We start from the raw sequence: 23,093 nt of genomic DNA on the forward strand, positions 1-23,093 counted from the left end.
CGCTAGCCTGCGGGCATGAGCGCGCGTCCGGCGAGGGGCGGCGGGCGGTGGGTCACCGTGCCGCCGGAGCGCCTGCATCCGTGGATCGACGGGTTCGCCGGGCGTCACGGGCCCTTCTCGGCGAGCGGGGACGAGCGGGTCGTGCGGCTGCTGGCCGGTGACGGCGCGGTGGCCGAGCTGCACGTGCCGTTCCCGCCCATGACGCCGCCGGGGCCGCCGCACGTGACCAGGCTCGTCGCGCACGCCGGCCGCGAGCGGCGGGTCGGGGTGTTCCTGGTACGGCTCGGCGGGTACGCCGCGGGGATCTTCCACGGCGGCTCGCTGGTGGCGTCCAAGGTGGGGTCGCGGCTGGTGCGGGGGCGTACGGCGGCCGGCGGGTGGTCGCAGCAGCGCTACGCCAGGCGGCGCAGGAACCAGGCGGCCCAGGCGTTCGACGACGCGGTGGAGACCGCGGTGCGGGTGGTGGCGCCGTACCTGGAGGACCTGGACGGGGTGGTGCTCGGCGGCGACCGCAGGGCGATGGACGCGCTGCGGCCGGACCGGCGGCTGGCGCCGCTGCTGGCGCTGGAGACCGAGCCCTTCCTGGTGGTGCCTGACCCCCGGCTGGCGGTGCTGCGTGACACGCCCGCGCTGTTCAGGGCGGTACGCGTCCGCATCGTCGATCCCGCCTGAGCTCGGTCGGGGAACAGGCGATTCCGCCTGGGCGTGGTCCGGGGGGTCAGGCGCTTCCGCCCGGGCTCGGTCGGGGGACAGGCGATCCCGCCCGGGCGCGGTCCGGGGTCAGGCGAACGCGTCCTTGTGGTCGGTGAGGAAGTCCTGCCAGGTGCGGGGCTCGTGGCCGGTGAGCTCCGCGACCACCGTCGTGGTCGGCGCCCAGCCGCCGTTCCCCGTCTCGGCCTGGAGCTCGGCCAGCTCGCCCGCGAACGGCTGCGGGACGCCCTGGCGTTCCAGGTGGGCGGTCATCTCCGCGACGGACAGGTTCACGTACCGGATCTCGCGGCCGATGGCCCTGCCGATCTCCGCGGCGATCCGCTCGTGCGACAGGGACGCCGGGCCGGTCGGCAGGTACTCGCGATCGGGGCCGACAGGGCTGGTCAGCAGGGCGGCGGCCACGTCGGCGAGGTCGCGGGTGTCGATGTAGTTCACCGCCGCGGAGCCGTACGAGCCGTACATGGTGCCGTCGCGGACGTCGCGCGGCAGGGTCTGCATGAAGCCGGTGGGCTGGAGGATCGCGTACGGGACGCCCGACTTCCTGAGGTGGGCGTCGGCCTGGCCGTGCAGGCCCATGCCGAGCCTGGCGCCGGGGGCGGCGTCGCGTACCGACACCGCGACGATCTGCGCGACGCCCGCCGCGGCGGCCAGGTCGATGACGGCACGGTGGGCGCCGACGAAGCCGGGCCAGATCCCGCTGTTGAGGAAGAGCCGGTCGCCGGGGGAGAGCAGCCGGCCGATCGTCTCCGGCTCGTCGAAGTCTGCCATCGCGTACGGGCCGCCCAGGTCCTCAGCGGGGCGGCGGACGACGGCGAGCGGGTCGTGGCCGTGCAGCCGCCGGACGAGGGCCCGGCCGATGTTGCCGGTGGCACCGGTGATCACGATCATGGGAGTCCTCCCGCTAAGTGGAATCTCGGATTCCGGTTGCCTGGACGGTACACTAAGCGGAACCTGATCGTCCACTTGGAGGTCGTACGTGCGCGCGGATGCCAGGCGGAACCTGAGCAAGATCGTCGAGGCGGCCGCGGAGGTCGTCGCCGAGCGCGGCGTCAACGCCCCCATGGAGGCCATCGCCAAGCGCGCCGGCGTCGGCATCGGCACGCTCTACCGCCGTTTCCCCGACCGCAACGCGCTGATCGCGGCCGTCGGCGACCACTACGTCCACACGATGGCGCAGGCGCTGGACCGCGCCGCGGGCGGCTCCGCCGACGCCTGGAGCGCCATCTGGGACTTCGTCTCCTGGGCCGCCGAGCCGGGTCGCGCCGCGCTGTCCACCGCGCTGGCCGTGCTGCCGGAGGAGGCGATCGTCGACCGGGAGGAGTTCGCGCGGGTGCGGGCGGGCTGGGTGGAACGGTTCGCCGGGCTCGTACGGCAGGCGCAGGAAGAGGGCTCCATGCGGCCCGACGTCGGCGTGGAGGATCTGATTCACCTGCTCAACGTCTTCACCTGTCACCCGGAGCAACTCCCCGCGCCGGTGGCCGCCGACCCGGGGCGATACCTGCGTCTGATGCTCGACGGCATGAAGTCCGGCGCGGCCACGCCTTCCGGAGCGTGACCACCCCGAGTCTTTGAGACGATTCAAAAGAATCTTGAATGCCGCTATGATGAGCCGGAGTTCACGGTGAACCGCAGTTGGCGGTTCGCCGTACGCAACGGGTCCTGCGCTTTATCAGTGGATCCCGTTCTTTCAGCAGCACGGCCTCGTGAGGATCGATGGCGACCAGGAACATCAAGGAGGTCGCGCAGCTGGCGCGCGTCTCAGTGGGAACGGTGAGCAATGTGCTCAACCGCCCGGAGATCGTGTCCCCCGCCACACGCGAACGCGTCTTCGAAGCGATCAAGAAACTTGGCTTCGTCCGCAATGAGGTGGCCCGCCACCTGCGGGTGGGCCGCAGCAGGACGGTCGGGCTCGTCGTGCTCGACGTGTCCAACCCGTTCTTCGTGGACGTGGCCCAGGGCGCGGAATCCGTGGCCGACGACCACGACTCGATGGTGGTGCTCTGCAACAGCGCCGGCGACCCCGGCCGCGAACGCCGCCACCTCGACCAGCTCGAACAGCAGCGGGTGATGGGCATACTGATCACCCCCGTCGAGATGGAGAGCCCGTGGGTGGAGGAGCTGATCGCCCGCGGCACCCCCGTCGTCCTGGTCGACAGCCCCGCGACCGGGCTGCAGTGCTCGGTCGCCGTCGACGACCGGCTGGGCGGGCAGATCGCCGGCGCCCACCTCATCGAACGCGGGCACCGGCGGATCATGTTCGTCGGCGGGCCGATGTCCATCAAACAGGTGGCCGACCGGCACGCGGGCGTGACCAGCGCCGTCGCGGCCGCCGACGGTGCCGTCGAACTGCTCACCTCCAGCGCGCACACGCTCACCGTGGCCGAGGGGCGGGCGATCGGGGAACGCGTGGCCGCCCTGCCTCCCGGCGAGCGGCCCACCGCCGCGTTCTGCGCGAACGACATGATGGCGCTGGGATTTTTACAGGCCATGGCCTCGCACGGGCTGCGGGTGCCCGAGGATCTGGCGATCATCGGGTACGACGACATCGACTTCGCGGCCGCGGCGGCCGTGCCGCTGTCCTCGATCCGGCAGCCCCGGGAGTTGCTGGGGCGGACCGCGATCGATCTGTTGCTGGAGGAGGTGGCCGAGCCTGAGCAGCATCGGCATCGGCAGGTCATCTTCCAGCCTGACCTGGTGATCCGGGAATCCAGCGCGCTGCGTCGCGACGCCTGAACCGGATATTTCCGCCCGAGGATTTCTTCGCCGCCGGCATGGGACCGCACGCGCGGGCGTGCCGTGGTGCGCCGGCGGCCTCGTCATGCGCACGATTCGCCGGGCCGGCGTGCCCGGCATGTGGGCTGCCCTCGTTTCCGCAGCTCAGAAGGAGTACTTCATGGAAGTTCTCTACACCAACCATCTCTCCGCCCCACAGGACCTCGCCGGCTTCCGCATGGAGGGCGACGGGGCCATGTCCTTCCCCCAGGGCAGGCTCCGGCTGGAAAGCCTCAGACCGGCGGCCGAGGGGCAGGCCGCCAACCTGGTCCTCTGGTGCCCGGAGGACTTTCCGCCGGACATCCGCGTCGAGTGGGACTTCTGGCCCGTCAGGGAGCCAGGGCTGGCGATCATGTTCTTTCACGCGCGAGGAAGGGCCGGCGAGGACCTGTTCGATCCGGCCCTGGCCCCGCGCAACGGCCCCTACGACCAGTACCACCACGGCGACATCGACGCCTACCACGTCTCCTACTTCCGCCGGATGTGGCCGTCGGAGCGTGCCCTCCACACCTGCAACCTGCGCAAGAGCCACGGCTTCCACCTGGTCGCCCAGGGTGCGGATCCGCTGCCGGGCGTGATGGACGCCGACGGCCCCTACGCGATTAGGATCGACGTCAAGGGGGGAGCGGTGACGTTCTCAATCAACGATTTGGTCTCGTTCCGCTGGCAGGATGACGGGTCGATCGGGGGCCCTGCCCTGGCAGGAGGCAAGGTCGGGTTCCGGCAGATGGCTCCGCTGATCGGAGAGTACGCAAATCTCCGGGTATCTCGTCATTGACTTTGAGTCGATTCAACACTAATTTCGCACCAACCGCCGTTCACTCGCTTGTAACTGGGCAGGAACCACGGTGCAATACTCCACCCCCGTATCCGTGCACATGCCACGAGAAGGTGGTGCCGGATGAACCATCCCGCCATGTCGATCAGGATTCAAGCTGCCTGCTCAGAGGTCATCTGGGCGGCCCGCCTGAACCTGATCTGGCTCGTGTTCACCCTCGCGGGAGGCGTGATTCTCGGGCTCGGGCCCGCTACCGTAGCCGCCTACACCCTGGCTCGGAGGCATGCCCGGAATGAAACGTTTCACGCCTGGAAGGAATTCTGGACCGTCTACCGACGGGAGTTCGTCCGGGCTTCGTTGCTGGTCCTGCCGGCGGTGCTCGTCGCCATCGTGCTGGTCGGCAACTACCTCTACTTCTCCGCCCTGGGACCCGGCATGGGGGCGCTGCGGATCGCGAGCTTCGTGGCCCTGATCGTGCTGGCGGGTGTGGGGGCGTACGTAGGGCCGCTCTACGCGCACTACGACCTGCCGCTGCGGGCCTACTGGCCCAAGGCGGCGCAACTGGCGCTGCTGCGTCCGGCCTCGTCCGTGATCCTGCTGCTAGCGCTCTCGGCCATCGCCTACGCGACCTCGGCGCTGCCCATCCTGGCGCCGCTGATCAGCTTCGGCGCGTGGATCTATCTCAACACGTGGCTCTGCCAGCGCTTCTTCCAGGAGAACGAGGCGCACCTGCTTTCGAAAGGGAACTCATGAGCGCATCCCGTCGCCGGCGGCTTCTCGCTGGTGTGTTAACGCTAACGGCTGCTCTCACCGCCTCGGCCTGCTCCGGCGGTGGAGATGCGCCCGCGTCCGACCCGAACACGATCACGTTCATGGCGAAGCTGTTCGGCACCGCGCCCGAGCCCACCGGTGAGCTGCAGCAGGCCATCGAGAAGTTCCTCGGCAAGAAGATCAGGGTCACCTGGGTCCCCAACGCCGAGTACACCGAGAAGATGAACGTCACGCTGGCCTCGGACAGCATTCCGCAGGTCGTGGTCGTGGACCCGAAGATGCCCGCGTTCGTGAAGTCCGCGCAGGCCGGGGCGTTCTGGGACCTGACCGACAAGCTCGACAAGTATCCGAACCTCAAGCCGGCGGACGAGCGGACCGCGCTCAACGCCTCCGTCAACGGCAAGATCTACGGCCTCTACCGCATGCGGCCCCTGCTGCGCTCGGCGGTCGTGATCCGCAAGGACTGGCTGGAAAAGGTCGGCCTCAAGGAGCCGACGACGATCGACGAGTTCTACGAGGTCGCCAAGGCCTTCACCGAGAAGGACCCCGACGGCAACGGCAAGAAGGACACCTACGGCCTCATCATCCCGAAGTGGCCGTCCAGCTCCTACGCCAGCGCCAGCCCGTACGACGTGGTCGAGACCTGGTTCGGCGCCCCGACCGGCTGGGGCGAGCGCGACGGCAAGGTCGTGCCCGGCTTCGACACCCCCGAGTTCATCGAGGCCAACAAGTTCCTCAAGAAGATGGTCGACGAGGGCCTGATCAACCCCGACTTCGCCACCCTCGACACCGCCAAGTGGAACGAGCCGTTCTTCCATGGCCGCGGTGGCATGATCATCGACGTCAACATCCGCTCCCGCCAGGTCCTCGACCTGTTCAGGGAGGACGGCGACCAGAACTACGGTGACAAGGTCACCATGGTCGGCAACCTCGCGCGCTCCGACGGCAAGAAGTTCTCCTACCCGTTCACCGGCTACGCCGACTCCCTGGCCATCTCCAAGCAGAGCGTGCGCACCGAGGCCGAGCTGGACAACGTGCTGAAGACGCTGGACAAGCTGGCCACCAAGGAGGGCCAGGTCCTGCTGCAGAACGGCATCGAGGGCCGCAACTTCAAGGTCGAGAACGGCGACACCGCCACGCTGATCAACGTGGACGACCCCGCGGTCAGGACCGTCCAGGACAACGTGGACGACGCGTTCACCCAGCTCAGCACCAAGGGCACGATGGACATCGGCGGCATCGCCTACCAGCGCATCCCGCCGGGGCAGCCGTACCGGGACATCATCGCCAAGCAGAAGCAGCTGGTGGAGGAGGACCTCAAGACGGCGGTGCACAACGCCGCGCTGCCCGTCGTGGCTCCCACGCAGATCGAGAAGGGCCCGCAGATCGACAAGATCATCGGTGACGCGCGGGTCAAGTTCCTCTCGGGCGCGATCGACGAGGCGGGCCTGAAGGCCGAGATCCAGAAGTGGCACGCCGGCGGCGGCGACCAGATCATCACCGAGGTCAACGACCTGCTCGCCAAGCTGCCCAAGTAGTACGACCCCCCGCCTGAGGGGCCCGGATGCCCTCCGGGCCCCTCACATGAAAGGAGGCCGCTGTGGCCACCGACCTGGCGACGCCTCCGAAGGCGGCGCCCAAGGCGAAGAAGCCGAAACGGGCCGACAAGGTCCCGCTGGGCACGGCGGTGCTGCGTTACCGCTGGCTCTACCTGATGCTCCTCCCGGGCGTCGCCTACTTCGTGATCTTCAAGTACCTGCCGATGTACGGCGTGACGATCGCGTTCCAGGACTACCTGCCCTTCCTCGGCTACTCGGGCAGCCCCTGGGTCGGCCTCAAGCACTTCGAGCAGCTCTTCTCCGGGCCCGACTTCGCCCGGCTGCTGGCCAACACGCTGATCCTGGCGGCACTGCACATCCTGTTCGTCTTCACCGCGCCGGTCATCGTCGCGCTGATGCTGAACGAGCTGCGCGTCAACATCCTCAAGCGCTCGATCCAGTCGCTGATCTACATCCCGCACTTCCTGTCGTGGACCATCGTCGCGGCGCTGACGTACGTGCTGTTCGCGGCCGACTTCGGCGTGATCGCCGCCTGGATGCGCGACCTCCTGGGCGACACCACGAAGGTCGACTACATGGCGCAGGAGCAGTGGTTCCGCGAGATCGTCATCCTGCAGCAGCTGTGGAAGATGACGGGCTGGGGCACGATCATCTACCTGGCCGCGCTGGCCGGCGTGGACCCCAACCTGTACGAGGCCGCCCGCATGGACGGCGCCGGCCGCTTCCGCCAGATGTGGCACGTCACGCTGCCCGCGATCCGCCCGACGGTCGTCGTCATGGCCATCCTCGCCTCCGGCAACCTGCTGGACTCCGGCTTCGAGCAGATCTGGCTGATGACCACGTCGCTCAACCGCGAGGTCGCCGAGGTGTTCGACACCTACGTGTACTACGCGGGTGTCCAGAACGGGAACTTCAGCTACTCCACCGCCGTCGGCCTGTTCAAGGGCGTGGCCGGCGTCATCCTGATCTTCGGCTCCAACTGGCTGGCCAAGCGCATGGGCCAGCGGGGACTGTTCTAGGGGGCCCCGGCATGACCACTATGACTGAGACCAAGCCCAAGCAGCTCGCGGTCAACAACAACAGCTCCGCCGGCAGCCGCGTCTTCGACACCCTGAACGTGGTCGCGCTCGTCGGCCTGGCGCTGATCACGGTGCTGCCGCTGCTGTACGTGCTGGCCGCCTCGTTCTCCAGCGAGCCGGAGATCGCCTCCAGGCCCTTCTTCCTGTGGCCGGAGAAGATCGTCACCGAGGCGTACGAGTACATCTTCGCCACCCCCACCTTCATCCGCTCCCTGCTCACGACCGTCGTCGTGACCGCGGTCGGCATGGTGGTGCAGGTGATGCTGACCTTCACCATGGCCTACCCGCTGGCCAAGCGGTACCTGCCGGGCCGCACCCTGGTGCTGAACCTGGTCATCTTCACGATGGTGTTCTCCGGCGGCATGATCCCCACCTACCTGGTGGTGCGCGACCTGGGGCTGCTCGACAGCTACTGGGCGCTGATCCTGCCGCTGGCGATCAACCCGTTCTACCTGATCATCGTCAAGAGCTTCTTCCAGGAGCTGCCGCAGGCGCTGGAGGAGGCGGCCAGGATCGACGGCTGCAACGAGATGGGCGTCTTCTTCAAGATCGTCCTTCCGCTGTCCAAGCCGATCATCGCGACGTTCTCGCTGTTCTACGCGGTGGCGATCTGGAACGACTACATGTCGCCGCTGCTGTACATCACCGATTCCAACAAGTGGACGCTGCAGATCCTCGTCCGCCAGCTCATCGCCACCGATCCCGCGGCCGCCCTGTCGCAGATGGACCGCACCTGGGTGCCGCCGGAGCAGGGGGTGAAGTTCGCGATCATCGTGATCGCGACGCTGCCGATCCTGTTCTTCTACCCGTTCCTGCAGAAGCACTTCGCCAAGGGCGTGCTGATCGGGGGCGTCAAGGAGTGAGCACGCGCACCGTGCTGCTGGCGGGGGACTCGACGGTCGCCTCCTGCCCGGCCTTCGAAGCGCCGATGTCCGGATGGGGCGCGCAGCTCGGATCGTACGTCGGCGGCCCGGTGCGCAACCTCGCCAAGGGCGGCGCCACCACGGCCAGCCACCGCGCCGAGGGCCTGTGGGCGGCGCTGCTGCGCGAGACCTCGCCCGGCGACGTCGTGGTGATCCAGTTCGGGCACAACGACCAGAAGGAGCCCGGACTGCCGTACCGGGAGAACCTGCGCGCCTTCGTCGAGGAGGCGCGCGGGGCGGGCGCGCTCGGGGTGCTGTGCACGCCGGTGCAGCGCCGCAGGTTCGACGGCGGGCGGCTGGTGCCCACGCACGGCGACTACCCCGACCGCGTGCGCGAGCTGGCCGCCGCCGAGGACGTGCCGCTCATCGACCTGACCCGCGCCACCACCGAGCTGTACGAGCGCCTCGGCCCCGAGGGCTCGAAGGCCCTGTTCACCCACTTCCCGCCCGGCACCCATCCGCTCTACCCGGACGGCGTGGCCGACGACACCCACTTCTGCTTCCGCGGCGCCGACGAGGTGGCCGCCATCGTCGCCGAGCGACTGAAGGAGATCGCATGACAGACCTGCGGTGGCTGGACCGGCCGGGAGACCAGGGGGTGACCTGGGGAGTCCCGTGGCCGCGCGGCACGGTCGAGCCCGGCACGCCGTTCGCGCTGACCGGCGGCGACGGCCGCGAGGTGCCGGTGCAGAGCTGGGTGACCGCCACCTGGCCGGACGGCTCCGCCAAGTGGACGGCGCACGCCATCGGCGCCCGGCCCGCCGCGGAGCGGTACCGGCTCCAGCCCGGCGGCGAGCCCGCCGCGCCCGGCACCGCCGTCACCGTCACCCACGAGGGCCGCGAGCTGGTGGTGAGCACGGGCGTGGTCACCTGGACGATCGGCGGCGGCGCGGTGGCCAGGTCGATCTCGCGCGGGAGCCGCGAGATCGCCAGGGACGTGCGCCTGGTCAGCCTCCGCCAGGACGGGCCCACCCCCGACGAGGGCGGCCACGTCGCCCGCGAGCAGGCCGAGGGCCTGGTCGAGAGCGTCACGGTCGAGCAGGAAGGACCCCTGCGCGCCGTCGTCCGGCTGGAGGGCAGGCACGGCGACTGGCTGCCGTTCACCGTGCGCCTGTACTTCTACGCCGGCGCCGAGCACGTGCGCGTCCTGCACACCTTCGTCTGGGACGGCGACCCCGAGCGCGACTTCCTGGCCGGCCTCGGCCTGCGCGCCGACGTCGTCATGCGCGACGAGCTCCACGACCGGCACGTGCGCCTGGCCGGCGGCGAGGGTTTCCTGACCGAGGCCGTACGCGGGCTCACCGGCCTGCGCCGCGACCCCGGCGAGGCCGCACGCCGCGCCCAGGTCGAGGGCCGCCCGGCCGGCGAGCTCGACCCCGAGGTGGCGAGCCGCCTGCACCTCATCCCCGCCTGGAACGACCACACCCTCGACCAGACCTCCGCCGACGGCTACACGCTGCGCAAGCGCACCAAGGACGGCCACGCCTGGGTGACGATCCCGGCCGGCGCCCGCTCGCAGGGCTACGGCTACGTCGGCGGCGTCAGCGGCGGGCTCGGCTTCGGGCTGCGCGACTTCTGGCGCCTGCACCCCACCCGCCTGGACATCAGGAACGCGGCCACCGACCTCGCCACCGTCACCGTCTGGCTGTGGTCGCCGTCCGCCCCGGCCATGGACCTGCGCTTCTACCACGACGGCCTGGGCCAGGACACCTTCGAGGAGCAGCTCGAGGGCCTGGAGATCACCTACGAGGACTACGAGCCCGGGTTCGGCGACCCGCGCGGCATCGCCCGTACGCACGAGCTGAGCCTGCGCGCCCACGACACCACGCCCGCCGCGCACGAGCTGGCCGCGCACGCCGCCGCCATGAACGAGCCCGCGCTGCTGGTCGCGAGCCCCGAGCGGGTGCGCGAGGCGGGCGTGTTCGGCGTGTGGGGCCTGCCCGACCGCTCCACGCCCGCGCGCGCCGAGATCGAGGACCGCCTCGACTTCCTCTTCGACCTGTACGTGCGCGAGCGCGAGCAACGCCGCTGGTACGGGTTCTGGGACTACGGCGACGTCATGCACACCTACGACGGCGACCGCCACACCTGGCGCTACGACGTCGGCGGCTACGCCTGGGACAACTCGGAGCTGTCACCCGACCTGTGGCTGTGGCTGCAGTTCCTGCGCACCGGCCGCGCCGACGTCTTCCGCTTCGCCGAGTCCATGACCCGCCACACCGGCGAGGTGGACGTCTACCACCTCGGCAGGTGGAAGGGCCTGGGCAGCCGCCACAACGTGCAGCACTGGGGCTGCAGCTGCAAGCAGCTGCGCATCTCCAACGCCGCCTACCGGCGCTTCTACTACTACCTGACGGCCGACGAGCGCACCGGCGACCTCATGGACGAGCTCAGCGTGCCCGAGGAGACGTTCCTGGCGATCGACCCGCTGCGCAAGGTCCGCGAGGACGTCTACAGCCCCGACCCGTCCGCGCTGTCGGTCGGGCTCGGCACCGACTGGGGCTCGCTGGCGGCGGCCTGGCTGACCCGGTGGGAGCGGCACGGCGACGAGCGCGCCAGGGACCGGCTGCTCGGCACGATGGCCGACATCGGCGCGATGCCGCGCCGCTTCCTGACGGGCGAGGGCCGCCTCGACCTGGAGACCGGGCGCTTCGACACCTCCCGCGATCAGATCTCCATCTCGCACCTGTCGTCGCTGTTCGGGCTGCCGGAGATGTGCGCGGAGCTGATCGCGCTCGACCTGGGCGTGCCCGGGTTCGAGGAGGCGTGGCTGGAGTACTGCCGGCTCTACCTGGCGCCGCCCGAGCAGCAGGAGGCCGAGGTGGGGCAGCGGCTGAGCGGGATCTCGCTGATCCAGGCGCACAGCCGGCTCACGGCGTACGCGGCCGCCCGCACCGGGGACGCCGAGCTGGCCGCGTGGGCCTGGCGCAAGTTCCGCCTGGGCGAGGGCGACCAGCTCAACCGTAACCCGCTGCAACATCAGGAGAAGTGGGAGCTGACCCTGGTGGACGGGCCCGAGGTGCCGCACCCGGTGCACGAGGCGCCGTTCGTGAGCACCAACAGCGCCGCGCAGTACGGCCTGGCCGCCATTCACAACCTGGTGCTGATCGGCGAACATCTGACGAATGGTTGACAAGAGGTGGGGCTCCCGCTGGGAGCCCTACACTGATCGGTATGCATACTCCCGATTGACCGGCGGCAGCACGCCCAATCCTCGTTTCCTAGCTCGGGAGTGTTACCGGTCACCATGATCATCGCTAATGATATAGAGCTGCGCGCGGGCGCGCGCCTGCTCATCGAGAAGGCCTCGTTCCGGGTCAATCCCGGCGACAAGATCGGGCTCGTCGGCCGCAACGGCGCGGGCAAGACGACGCTGACCAAGGTGCTGGCGGGTGAGGGCATCCCCGCCGCCGGCACGGTCACCACCACCGGCAGTGTGGGCTACCTGCCGCAGGATCCGCGCACCGGTGACCTGCAGGTGCTCGCCCGCGACCGCATCCTGTCGGCGCGCGGGCTCGACGAGGTCATCCGCAAGCTGCGCGAGGCCGAGCTCGGCATGTCCTCCGCCGACGACCGCACCCGGGAGAAGGCCGTCAGGCGGTACGGCCGGCTCGAAGATCAGATGCATGTGCTGGGCGGGTACGCCGCCGAGTCGGAGGCCGCCTCCATCGCCTCCAGCCTGGGCCTGCCCGACCGGGTGCTGGGACAGCCGTTGCAAACGCTTTCCGGAGGCCAGCGCAGGCGCGTGGAATTGGCGCGAATTCTTTTCAGCGGGGCGGAAACTCTCCTTCTCGACGAGCCCACAAACCACCTAGATGCGGACTCAATCGGGTGGCTTCGCGATTTTTTGCGCAGTCATCAAGGTGGCTTGGTGATCATCAGCCACGACGTCGGCCTTCTTGAAGCCACGGTCAACAAGGTGCTGCACCTGGACGCCAACCGGGCGGTGATCGATCACTACAACGTCGGCTGGAAGGCGTACCTGGCCCAGCGCGAGACCGACGAGAAGCGCAGGAAGCGGGAGCGGGCCAACGCCGAGAAGCAGGCCGGCGCGCTGCTGGCGCAGGCCGACAAGATGCGCGCCAAGGCCACCAAGGCCAAGGCCGCCCAGGACATGATGCGCCGGGCGCACCGGCTGCTGGCCGGCACCGAGGAGGAGCGGCAGAGCGACAAGGTGGCGCGGCTGCGCTTCCCCGAGCCGCAGCCGTGCGGGCGCACCCCGCTCATGGCCGAGGAGCTGTCCAAGTCGTACGGGTCGCTGGAGGTCTTCACCGACGTCAACGTGGCCATCGACCGAGGTCACCGGGTCGTCATCCTGGGCCTGAACGGCGCCGGCAAGACCACTCTGCTGCGCATTCTCGGCGGCCTGGAGCAGCCCGACACCGGAGCGATCAAGCCGGGCCACGGTCTCAAGGTCGGTTACTACGCCCAGGAGCACGAGACGCTCGACGCCGATCGTACGCTTCTGGAGAACATGCGTTCGGCCGGCGGCGAATTCACCGACACCGAGTTGCGCAAGGTGCTCGGCTCGTTCCTGTTCACCGGTGACGATGTCGACAAGCCCGCCGGCGTCCTGTCCGGTGGCGAGAAGACCAGGCTCGCACTAGCGATCTTGGTTCTCTCCAGTGCCAATGTCCTCCTTCTCGACGAGCCCACGAACAACCTCGATCCGGTCAGTCGCGAGCAGGTTCTCAACGCTCTGAGGTCGTATTCAGGAGCAATCGTCCTAGTCACACATGACGAGGGTGCCGTTGACGCCCTGTCACCGGATAGGGTGATCTTGCTACCTGACGGAACTGAAGACGCGTGGAGCGACGAATTTTCCGATCTTGTGGCACTTGCCTGATCTTAATTTGAGTGGGTACGGATCTTTTCCCGTGGAGTAGGTAGCCGATCCCGCTGAAATGACTGATCATGGCGGAGTAACGCTGCGGAAGTCCGGCACTACAGGAGGTACTCGTGGCCGAGACACTGAAGAAGGGCACCCGGGTCACCGGGGCCGACCGGGAAAAACTGGCCGGCGATCTCAAGAAGCGCTACGCCGCGGGCGAAAGCATCCGCGCCCTGGCCGCTTCGACCGGTCGGTCTTACGGGTTCATCCACCGCATCCTCAGCGAGTCCGGTGTGACTCTGCGTGGGCGCGGCGGGGCGACCCGAGGCAAGTCCAAGCGCTGACGGCCGCCTCGGAACGTGCGACCGCAGCCGCCCGTCCCTAGTCAGCCGCCGTCGCGCCCGGGCCAGAACGATATTCTGTAGGCTCGGGCGCGACGGTCAGCACTCCGACGACAAGGAGCGGGCGATGGCGGAAGCGCAGGCGCAACAGCGCGGGGGGTATACGGACGACGGCCCTGCCACGGCAGAGGGCGGAGTTCGCTTCGAGGTGGACGGTGAGATAGCGACGATCACGCTGGCCCGGCCGGAAAAGCGCAACGCACAGACGTTCGCGACCTGGTCGGCACTGGCTCGCATCGGCGAGAGCCTGCCCGAGCAGGTGCGCGTCGTCGTCGTGAAAGGTGAGGGACCGTCCTTCTCGGCAGGCATCGACCTGCGAATGTTCACAGCTGAGGGGGTGCCCGGACAGGGCTCGTTCGGCTCGGCGGCCAGGAGTGACGGCGCCGACTTCGAGCAGCGCATCAGGCAGGCCCAAGCGGGGTTCCTGTGGCTGCGCCGCCCGGAGATCGTCTCCATCGCCGCGGTGCAGGGGCACGCGATCGGGGCGGGATTCCAGCTCGCGCTTGCCTGTGACCTGCGGATCGTGGCCGACGACGTCTCGTTCTGCATGAAAGAGCCCGCACTGGGCCTGGTGCCCGACCTGACGGGGACCAAGCCCCTGGTGGAGCTGGTGGGCCTGGCCAAGGCGATCGACATCTGCCTGACCGCCAGGACCGTGCACGCCGACGAGGCCATGCGCATCGGCCTCGCGGAGAGAGTGGTCGCCGGGGGCGACCTGGATCAAGCGATCGGCGAGAAGGTCGCGCAGCTGCTGTCCACCAACCGGGACGCGGCCGTGGCGACCAAGCGGCTCCTCCAGGGGGCGCAGGCACGCACCCTGGAGGAGCAGAGTGTGGCCGAGGGGATCGAGCAGGCGGCGCGGATCAGGGCGCTGTTCGGCTGATTGAACGGTCAAGCAATTCGCGGTTGACGTGCGTCGGCGGTGAGCGCCTCTCGCCCGCCGCCGGGCCGTGAGGGGGCTGTGCCGTCCGCATGGGGTTGATTGGGCGGATATGTGGGGGTGAGGGCCCAGTGGCGCTCAGAATGGGCTTGGGGCGCGCTGAGGGGCCATGCGGGGGCGGCCGGTAGAGGGTGCCGGGTTTCGCGGTGAGCTGAGCCGGGAATCCCCGGGCGCTCCGGCGGCGCTGTCTCCGGCGGAGGAGAAGGGATCCCCGGGATGGCGATGATGGGTGGGGGCTTCGGCCCCGGCATGATGATGTCCCTGCGGCGCGACGGCTCCGTGACCAAGCAGCGGCTGCGTCCCGGCACGGTCCGGCGCATCGCGCGCTACGCCCGGCCGTACACCCGGCAGATCACGGCGTTCCTGCTGCTCGTCGTGGCGGGCGCGGTGATCGTGGTCGCCAACCCGCTGCTGATGAAGGCGATCATCGACGACGGCATCCTGCTCAAGCAGACCGGCGTGGTGATCGGGCTGGCGGTGGCGATCGCCGCGCTCGCGGTGGTGGACGCCGGGCTGACGCTGGTGCAGCGGTGGTTCTCCGCGCGCATCGGCGAGGGCCTGATCTACGACCTGCGTACCGAGGTGTTCGACCACGTGCAGCGCATGCCGGTCGCGTTCTTCATGCGCGCGCAGACCGGCGCGCTGGTCAGCAGGCTGAACACCGACGTGATCGGCGCCCAGCGCGCCCTGACCAGCACCCTGTCCTCCGTCGTGTCCAACGTGGTCAGCCTGGTCCTGGTGCTCGGCGCGATGCTGGCGCTGTCGTGGCAGGTGACGATGGTCGCGCTGGTGCTGCTGCCGATCTTCATCGTGCCCGCCAAGTACGTCGGCCGCCGCATGTCGGCACTGACCCGCGAGCAGATGCAGCTCGACGCCGAGATGAGCTCCGTCACCACCGAGCGCTTCAACGTGGCCGGCGCCATGGTCGCCAAGCTGTACGGCAGGCCGGAGGACGACGCCGAGGTGTTCGGCAGGCGCGCGGCCAGGGTGCGCGACGTGGGCGTGACCGTCGGCATGTACGGCACCGTGTTCCGGGTCGCGCTCGGCCTGATCGCGGCGCTGGCCACCGCCCTCGTCTACGGCATCGGCGGCGTGCTGTCCGTCTCCGGCGCCTTCGAGCTCGGCACGCTGGTGGCCCTGGCCGCGCTGCTCATGCGCCTGTACGGCCCGCTCACGTCCCTGTCGAACGTGCACGTGGACGTGATGACCGCGCTCGTCAGCTTCGACCGGGTCTTCGAGATCCTCGACCTCAGGCCCATGGTGGCGCAGAAGCCGGACGCCGTGCCGGTGCCGGAGGGCCCGGTGACGATCGAATTCGACGACGTGCGCTTCCGCTACCCGGCCGCCGAGGAGGTCTCCCTGGCCTCGCTGGAGTCGGTGGCCAGGCAGGACACGGGCCCGTCGTACCCGGTGCTGAAGGGTGTCTCGTTCACGGCCAGGCCGGGGCAGCTCATCGCGCTCGTCGGCCACAGCGGGGCGGGCAAGACCACGATCACCTCGCTGGTGTCCCGGCTGTACGACGTCAACGAGGGCGCCGTGCGGATCAACGGGACCGACGTGCGCGACGCCACGCTCGACTCGCTGCGCGACACCGTGGGCGTCGTCATGCAGGACGCCCACCTGTTCCACGACACCATCGGCGCCAACCTGCGCTACGCCAGGCCGGAGGCGAGCGACGAGGAGATCTGGGACGCGCTGCGCGCCGCGCAGATCGGCGAGCTGGTCGAGAGCCTGCCCGACGGGCTGGACACCGTGGTGGGCGACCGCGGCTACCGGCTGTCCGGCGGCGAGAAGCAGCGGCTGGCGCTGGCCAGGCTGCTGCTGAAGGCGCCGCGCGTGGTCGTGCTCGACGAGGCCACCGCCCACCTCGACTCCGAGTCGGAGGCCGCCGTGCAGGTGGCGCTGAAGACCGCGCTGGAGGGCCGTACGTCGCTGGTCATCGCGCACCGGCTCTCGACGATCAGGGAGGCCGACGAGATCCTCGTCATCCACGACGGCCGGGTCGCCGAGCGCGGCGGGCACGAGGAGCTGCTGGCGCGCGGCGGGCTGTACGCCGAGCTCTACCGCACCCAGTTCAGCTCTTCCGGTAGCCCAGCCGCCTGAGCTCCTCCCTGGCCACCTTCTCCACCAGCTCCAGGTCGTCGCGCCGCAACCGGGTGCGCCAGGCGCCCACCTTCGGGACCGCGGTGTCGTACAGGACGACCTTGGACACCCGCGTCTCCAGGAACTCCGACAGCGTCGCCACCGACTGCGGCGGCCTGTCGACCAGGTCCTCGTAGCGCAGGGTGAGCAGCTGCGGCTCCGGCAGCGTGCGGCGCAGCTCGGCGCTCATCCGCACGGCGCTGCGCCAGCGCAGCGCGCTCTTGCCCGCCGCCGGCATGGTCTTCCAGCGCTCCAGGTGCTCGTCCTTGTTGACGCCCAGGAACGCGTTGGGGAACTCGGTCTGCTCGGTCAGCATCGCCGGCTTGAACCACGCCAGGCAGGCCGGGTCGCCCAGCATGCCGGCCACCACGTCGCGGCCGTCGCGGATGAGCTGGACGAACCGGGCGTCGGGGAAGGCCTGCAGCAGCACGGGCGCGCTGTAGAGCAGGTCGGGGCTGCCGTCGCCGAAGCGGGTGACGTCGTTCGCCGACACGCAGGGGCCCAGGCCCGTGACGCCGCCCGCCTCGCGGCACGGCTCGGCGCACTCGCCGCAGGAGCGGGGCAGCACCTGCCACGACTCGGCGAGCGCGTCGCGCATGACGCGCACGGCGCCGGACGTACGGGCGATGGACGGCTTGCGGGCGAAGGCGTACACCACGTGCGCCACGCTCGCGCGGCCCATCGTCACGTGGAAGCCCGGCGAGCGTTTCAGGGCGCGGGCCAGCAGGTCCACGCCGGAATGCGGAGCTCCGAGCAGGAAGACCGGCCGGCGGACCTTGATGCCGTTGACCACGAGGATGTGGGGCGGAAGTCGCATACGGAAAGCAAGTGTGACACCGTTTCCCACGTGAACGAGCCAACGTCAGTGTCGGTGCTCACCGGTGCGGGCATCTCCACCGACTCGGGGATCCCCGACTTCCGGGGGCCGCAGGGGGTCTGGACGAAGAACCCGCAGGCCGAGGCGAACGCCACCATCGACCGGTACCTCGCGGACCCCGACGTCAGGCGCGCCTCCTGGCAGGCCAGGCTGGAGTCCCCGGCCTGGAAGGCCCAGCCGAACCCCGCCCACCACGCGCTGGTCGAGCTGGAGCAGGCCGGCCTGCTGCGCGCCCTGATCACGCAGAACATCGACGAGCTGCACCAGCGCGCCGGCTCCTCGCCCGGGAAGGTCATCGAGCTGCACGGCACCATGCGCCGCGCCGAATGCCTGACCTGCGACCTGATCACGCCCATGGAGGAGGTGCTCGCCAGGGTGGCCGCGGGCGAGCAGGACCCGCCCTGCCCGCGCTGCGGCGGCATCCAGAAGTCGAACACGATCTCGTTCGGGCAGCACCTCAAACCCGAGGTGATCGACGCGGCGCTCGACGCGGCCCGCTCGTGCGACCTGTTCGTGGCGATCGGCACCTCGCTGACCGTGCACCCCGCGGCCGGGCTGTGCGGCGAGGCGCTGGACGCCGGAGCCCGGCTCGTGATCGTGAACGCGCAGCCCACCCCGTATGATCCGTTCGCCGATCGCGTCATCAACGAGCCGATCGGCCAGGCACTACCCGCGCTCGTCAAGGAGCTGATCGATGCGGCCAGGTGACACCGTCGCCATTGTTGCCCCCTCAGGACCACCCAGCGCCGTGCTGCTCAAACGCGGCGTCCAGCGGCTGGAGTCACTCGGGCTGAAGGTGGTCGTGGGCGAGCACGTGCTCGACCGCCAGGGCCTCGAGTACCTGGCGGGCGAGGACGCCGCCAGGGCCGCCGACCTGCAGTCGGCCTGGTGCGACCCCGCCGTCGCCGGGGTGTTCTGCTGCCGGGGCGGGTACGGCGCCGGGCGGCTGCTCGGCCTGCTCGACTGGGACCTGATGCGCGAGGCGGGCCCCAAGGTGCTGCTCGGGTCGAGCGACATCACGGCGCTGCACAACGCGTTCGCCATCGAGCTGGGGGTGCCCACCCTGCACGGGCCGATGGCCGCCTGCGACCTCATCGCGGGCGACGAGAGCGGGCCCGAGCCGCGTACGTGGGAGAGCCTGCGCGAGGCCCTCTTCGGCCCGGGCACCACCGTGGCGGGCGACCGGGTGCTGGCGCCCGGGCGGGCCGAGGGGGTGCTGCGCGGCGGGAACCTGTCGCTGATCGCCTCCATGTGCGGCACGCGGTGGCAGCCGTCCTTCGACGGGGCGATCGCGTTCCTGGAGGACGTGGGCGAGGAACCGTACCGGATCGACCGGATGCTCACCCAGCTCCTGCAGGCGGGCGTGCTCGACGGGGTGCGCGGGATCGCGCTCGGGTCGTGGGAGAGGTGCGGGGATCCGTACCCCGTCCTGGAAGACCGGCTGGGGTCGCTCGGGGTGCCGATCGTGGCCGGGCTGCCGGTCGGGCACGGGTCGCCGCAGCACAGTGTCTGGCTTGGGGCTCTTGGTGTTATCGATACCGAATCGTGCTCGCTAACTGGCATGATGCGGAACGAGCAGCAGGCAAGGTAGGAGGGACGAATCCGACAGAAAGGGACACGACGCGTGAACTTGTTCAGGCGCGAGCCCTCTCGCCGGCCGGTCGAGGACGTCGATCTCGACTCGTTGCTCGCGCTCGTCGCCGAGTCCCTCGGATACTCCTTCGAGTTCGCCCGTGACGGCTCCGCCGTGACGCTCAGCGCCGACTCGGGCTCCCTCGCCGTCAAGCTCACCGGGCTGCGGCGCGAAGCCGGGCGCAGGGCCAGAGAGGACTGGCCCATGCTGGTCTCCGAACACCTCGCGCACGCCGTGGCCACCGCCGGCGAGCGGGTGGACGTGTGCGACCTCGACCAGGTACGTTCCCTGCTGCGCACCCGCGTGGAGGCCGTCGATGAGATCCCCGACCTGACCCGCGTCGTCGGCCGCCACCTCAACGCCGACCTCGTCGAACTGCTGACCGTGGGGGCACGCCCGGTACGCCCGGAGGAGTCCGGATGCTGGCCCGTGCCCACCGGGCAGGCCCTCGACCTGGCCGTGGCCAACGTGCGCGGGCGGGAGCGGCTGCGGTCGGAGTACATCGAACTGTCGGGCACGCCCGTCACCCGGCTCACCGCCTCCAGCCCCTCGGCCGCCACGCACCTGCGGTGGCTGGCCGAGTACCTTCCGGTGCCCGCCGACGGGGTGCTCGTGGCGTTGCCGGATCCGTACACGTTGCTGGTGCATCCGGTGGACGGGATCGGGGTGGTGCGGGCGATCGAGCGGTTGCGGGTGCATGCGGCTCGTACGGATGGGCTCAGCCCGCAGGTTCACTGGTGGCATGGGGGGCGGCTCACCCTGATCAGGGCCGACATCGTGACCAGGGACGGGCAGACCAGGCTCGTCGTGGCGCCGCCGCCGGACTTCGCCCGCGTCCTGGCCCGCCTGGCGGTCTGAGCAGAGCTCGGTGTTCACGCCACGGTCACTGTTCGGCGGCGATACGGGAGAATCGTGGCGGAAGGCCGTCGGGTTTCTGACGATCTGAGGCATGCGGCGGATTCTCGTCACGGTCCTGATCTTCAGCGCGCTGACGGCGGCTCTCGTGACCTTCCTGACGAACGCGGCCGACGAACTGGGCGGGACAGGCCACCGTCCTGAGTGCCCGGTGACGTCCGCCGGTGACGTCCGCAGGACGGCGAGGCTGGTGGTGGACAACACCGATGTCCCCGCGCCTGTCCTGACCTCGGTCACGGTGGTGACCGTGCCGTTGCGCGCACCACTCGTGGGAGGGCTGTTCCAGGGACGAGCCCACCCCGCCTACCGGCAGTCGATGCATTGCCTCCTGCGCACGGGCGACGGCGAATGGAGATGGTGGGAGAGACGTAAGTCCCCGCCCGCCGTGGTGGTCGGGAACGACAAGGTGATGATCACCGACACCGTCTACGCGGACGTGGACTACCTGGTCTGGGAGCTGTGCAGATCGCCTGATCAGAGCCTTGCACCCGGACCTCGGGGGTTCCCGGACTGCGAGGCCGAAGCCGGGGTCGGCCCATGGAGGCTGCACGGTCCCGGAGCCGGGCGGTGGTACTTCGAACTCGCCGCCGATCCCGCCGGGACCTGGGACGAGGTCACCCTAGAACTCCCTCCCGGCTGGCTGAGAGCACCGATCCCGCTGCCGGCCGCTTCCGGGCCCCGGCATCTGACATGGCGTGGACTCTCCCAGCCGGCCGGCTTCACGTTGCTGCCCGACATCGACGCGCGAAGCGTGATCACGATGAACGCTCATCCGGGTCGCTCCCTGAGCATGCTGCTGCTCAACCTCTGTGACCTGGCGATCCTGCTGCTCCCGGTGATCTGGACAGGGACGCGGAGCCGAGGGCGGAAGCGGTCACCGTCGTCCGGCCACCCTGACCCGGGGGACGAGCCCGGCCTGCGGGAGCGGCGCGCGCGTGACGCCGCCCGGGCGCGCCGCAGGAGGCGGTGGCGAGCGCGACTGCGTCTCCGCTTCCTGCTCGTGCCGCTGACGGTCACCTTGATCACTGCGGTGATCGACGAGACCAATGAGTGGTTCGGGCCGTCGGTGTCGGAGGGGGACGCCGAGTTCACGTACTGGGCCATCACGACAGGCGCGCTGTTGCTGTCCGGCGCCCTGATGCTGGGGGCGGCACGGCTGTGGCGCGCCCTTCCGGCGATGGTCCTGGTGGCGGCCATGTACGGGGGAGTGGGGCTGAGCGAGCGGCTCGTCCCCGCGGGGGAAGAGCATCTCGTCTTCCCGGACGAGATGCCACTGCTGCCCTGGTCGGCTCCCCTCGCCATCGGCGCGAGCTTGATCCTGGTGCTGTTGTTGCTGATCGCCGTGCTCAACGGCCTCCGGCTGGCCTGGCGACCTTGTGCCGACGCGGCGCTGCCCGCATGGGCCTGGTGGGCCGCGACGTCCGGGGCCGCGCTCACCGTCTCCTACGTCTGTTATGCCTCGGCCCGCGACAGGTCGTGGGCGGCCTGGCTGGACTACGACACGGCCTCCATCGCGGGAGTCGCGTGGGATCAGCTGTGGCTGCCGTACAGCGTGGTGTGGCTGGTGAGCGGCAGTGGGCTGCTGTGGCTCTGGCCGCTTGCCCTCGTGCTCGCGTACCTGCGCGAGCAGGCGGCGGTGCGGGCGGCGATCGGCTTGCCGTTGTGGCACTCTCCCGGGGCCGGGCCGCCGACGGTGACAGGGCCGTCCGGGCGGCGCCGCCTGATGGTGGTGTGGGTCTTCGCAGCGGGTGCCATGAGCTTCAGCGAGTACTACGGCGGCCTGTACCTGCCCGTGAAATTCGTGGCCACGGCCGTCACGCTCTGGCTGATCCTGCGCGTGAGCCGGTCGAGGGTGGTCGCGCTGCATCGCCTGGACGACGGGCGGCCACTGCTGGCCACCCTGGAGCCGGGCGTGTTCGAGCAGGTGCGCGAGCGTGCTCTGACCTTCCTCGAAACCCGCAGGACGGGCCGGATGTCCGACAGCGGAGCCGCTGAGCGGCCGGAGAAACTGAAGGAGGAATTCGAGAAGCTCGAGCAATGGCCTCCGGGCCAGGAGGGGAAGCTCCCGACCGGCATCTCTCCGTTGCACCTCGCGCTCCTCGCCGGCCCTGAGCCGCCCGGCCGCGGCGGCCCGGCGGGCCTTGCCTGGAGGACCGGCTCGATCACCCTGGCGCTGGGTGTGATCCCCATGCTCTACCTGCTGTGGTGGGACGTGCAGGCCGAAGGAGGACCACTGAGCCTGACACGGGACGCGGGCATGTGGTACTCGGCCAACGTGATCCAGGAAGTCGTCTTCTGGTTCCTACCCGGGTACCTGCTGGGTCTGTTGTGGCGTGAGCTGCCCGGCCGTACCGGTGCGATCAGGTCTCTGTCCTTGAGCGGCGCGTACGCCGCCGGGGTCGTGGCCTACTGGGTGCCGGCGGAGATCATGGATCTGGCCGACGTGACCGGGATGTCGCTGCGGGCTCTCCTGCTGTTCGTGGTGCTCACCACGGCAGGCCTGGTCACGGACATGCGCACGCTGCGTACGGTGATCCAGCCGTGGAACAGGCTCGGGCGTTTCCTGCTGGAGGTCTATCGGCTGGAGAGCATCCCGTCGCAGGCCACGTTCATCCTCGCGCAGATCGCCGCGGTGCTGGCCATCATCCAGTTCGTACGAGGGCAGGGGGGCGAGCCGCAGTACCCGAGCATCGACCCCTTCCAGGTGCCACGCCCTCCGGGGTAGGCCACCGGACCCCTCGCGCGGAGGGAGCCCGGTGGC

20 protein-coding genes are annotated in these 23,093 nt (G+C 69.8%); 18 read left to right on the forward strand and 2 right to left on the reverse strand.

Annotated elements, in window-relative coordinates:
• Positions 1–15 precede the first annotated feature (15 nt).
• Positions 16–672 carry an acVLRF1 family peptidyl-tRNA hydrolase gene (locus HD593_RS18970; RefSeq protein ID WP_185103407.1) on the forward strand — a complete coding sequence of 219 codons (657 nt, stop codon included), beginning with the start codon at positions 16–18 and terminating at the stop codon, positions 670–672.
• A gap of 108 nt (positions 673–780) precedes the next feature.
• On the opposite strand, the gene HD593_RS18975 is transcribed toward HD593_RS18970, so the two are convergent.
• The gene (locus tag HD593_RS18975) at positions 781–1,599 is read right to left on the reverse strand and encodes an NAD(P)H-binding protein (RefSeq protein WP_185103408.1); all 819 of its coding nucleotides are present in this window, start codon (positions 1,597–1,599) and stop codon (positions 781–783) included.
• Between the two features lie 88 nt (positions 1,600–1,687).
• Between HD593_RS18975 and HD593_RS18980 the strand changes: the two genes are divergently transcribed.
• The 13 genes from HD593_RS18980 to HD593_RS19040 all read left to right on the forward strand — a co-directional run bounded on the left by HD593_RS18980 (position 1,688) and on the right by HD593_RS19040 (position 16,868).
• Positions 1,688–2,266, forward strand: a complete 579-nt coding sequence (locus HD593_RS18980; RefSeq protein WP_185103409.1) for a TetR/AcrR family transcriptional regulator — start codon at positions 1,688–1,690, stop codon at positions 2,264–2,266.
• A gap of 158 nt (positions 2,267–2,424) precedes the next feature.
• A complete protein-coding gene (locus tag HD593_RS18985; RefSeq protein WP_185103410.1) occupies positions 2,425–3,444 on the forward strand; it encodes a LacI family DNA-binding transcriptional regulator in 1,020 nt (339 codons plus the stop codon).
• A gap of 160 nt (positions 3,445–3,604) precedes the next feature.
• Entirely contained in the window at positions 3,605–4,261 is a 657-nt protein-coding gene (locus HD593_RS18990) for a DUF1961 family protein (RefSeq protein ID WP_221524825.1), read from the forward strand.
• A 123-nt stretch (positions 4,262–4,384) separates the two neighbouring features.
• The gene (locus HD593_RS18995) at positions 4,385–5,014 is read left to right on the forward strand and encodes a YesL family protein (protein WP_246546638.1); all 630 of its coding nucleotides are present in this window, start codon (positions 4,385–4,387) and stop codon (positions 5,012–5,014) included.
• A 119-nt stretch (positions 5,015–5,133) separates the two neighbouring features.
• Complete coding sequence (locus HD593_RS19000) at positions 5,134–6,570, forward strand: extracellular solute-binding protein (RefSeq protein WP_221524826.1); 1,437 nt, start codon at positions 5,134–5,136, stop codon at positions 6,568–6,570.
• 62 nt (positions 6,571–6,632) lie between these two features.
• Positions 6,633–7,610, forward strand: a complete 978-nt coding sequence (locus HD593_RS19005; RefSeq protein ID WP_185103412.1) for an ABC transporter permease — start codon at positions 6,633–6,635, stop codon at positions 7,608–7,610.
• 11 nt (positions 7,611–7,621) lie between these two features.
• Entirely contained in the window at positions 7,622–8,533 is a 912-nt protein-coding gene (locus tag HD593_RS19010) for a carbohydrate ABC transporter permease (RefSeq protein WP_185103413.1), read from the forward strand.
• Complete coding sequence (locus HD593_RS19015) at positions 8,530–9,153, forward strand: rhamnogalacturonan acetylesterase (protein ID WP_312903548.1); 624 nt, start codon at positions 8,530–8,532, stop codon at positions 9,151–9,153. Before HD593_RS19010 ends, HD593_RS19015 begins: the two co-directional genes overlap by 4 nt.
• On the forward strand, positions 9,150–11,726 hold the full coding sequence (locus HD593_RS19020; RefSeq protein ID WP_185103414.1) for an exo-rhamnogalacturonan lyase family protein: 2,577 nt from the start codon (positions 9,150–9,152) through the stop codon (positions 11,724–11,726). The genes HD593_RS19015 and HD593_RS19020 overlap by 4 nt, the downstream gene beginning before the upstream one ends.
• A 114-nt stretch (positions 11,727–11,840) precedes the next feature.
• On the forward strand, positions 11,841–13,439 hold the full coding sequence (locus HD593_RS19025) for an ABC-F family ATP-binding cassette domain-containing protein (RefSeq protein WP_185103415.1): 1,599 nt from the start codon (positions 11,841–11,843) through the stop codon (positions 13,437–13,439).
• Positions 13,440–13,552: 113 nt separating this feature from the next.
• Positions 13,553–13,768 (forward strand): helix-turn-helix domain-containing protein, encoded by a 216-nt coding sequence (locus tag HD593_RS19030; RefSeq protein WP_020547488.1) that lies wholly within the window; start codon positions 13,553–13,555, stop codon positions 13,766–13,768.
• 124 nt (positions 13,769–13,892) lie between these two features.
• The gene (locus HD593_RS19035; RefSeq protein ID WP_185103416.1) at positions 13,893–14,708 is read left to right on the forward strand and encodes an enoyl-CoA hydratase/isomerase family protein; all 816 of its coding nucleotides are present in this window, start codon (positions 13,893–13,895) and stop codon (positions 14,706–14,708) included.
• A gap of 273 nt (positions 14,709–14,981) precedes the next feature.
• Complete coding sequence (locus tag HD593_RS19040; protein WP_185103417.1) at positions 14,982–16,868, forward strand: ABC transporter ATP-binding protein; 1,887 nt, start codon at positions 14,982–14,984, stop codon at positions 16,866–16,868.
• Here HD593_RS19040 and HD593_RS19045 read toward each other — a convergent pair.
• The gene (locus HD593_RS19045) at positions 16,840–17,724 is read right to left on the reverse strand and encodes a sulfotransferase family protein (protein ID WP_185103418.1); all 885 of its coding nucleotides are present in this window, start codon (positions 17,722–17,724) and stop codon (positions 16,840–16,842) included. The genes HD593_RS19040 and HD593_RS19045 overlap by 29 nt on opposite strands.
• Before the next feature lie 30 nt (positions 17,725–17,754).
• Here HD593_RS19045 and HD593_RS19050 point away from each other — a divergent pair, with 30 nt between their 5' ends.
• From HD593_RS19050 to HD593_RS19065, 4 genes are all read left to right on the forward strand, one after another.
• Complete coding sequence (locus tag HD593_RS19050) at positions 17,755–18,492, forward strand: SIR2 family NAD-dependent protein deacylase (RefSeq protein WP_312903549.1); 738 nt, start codon at positions 17,755–17,757, stop codon at positions 18,490–18,492.
• Complete coding sequence (locus HD593_RS19055) at positions 18,479–19,375, forward strand: S66 peptidase family protein (RefSeq protein ID WP_185103420.1); 897 nt, start codon at positions 18,479–18,481, stop codon at positions 19,373–19,375. Before HD593_RS19050 ends, HD593_RS19055 begins: the two co-directional genes overlap by 14 nt.
• A gap of 33 nt (positions 19,376–19,408) precedes the next feature.
• A complete protein-coding gene (locus tag HD593_RS19060; protein WP_185103421.1) occupies positions 19,409–20,275 on the forward strand; it encodes a hypothetical protein in 867 nt (288 codons plus the stop codon).
• Positions 20,276–20,366: 91 nt separating this feature from the next.
• Entirely contained in the window at positions 20,367–23,057 is a 2,691-nt protein-coding gene (locus HD593_RS19065) for a DUF6185 family protein (protein WP_185103422.1), read from the forward strand.
• Positions 23,058–23,093: the final 36 nt, after the last annotated feature.

Source organism: Nonomuraea rubra, assembly GCF_014207985.1.
In the GTDB taxonomy this organism is placed as follows: Bacteria; Actinomycetota; Actinomycetes; order Streptosporangiales; family Streptosporangiaceae; genus Nonomuraea; species Nonomuraea rubra.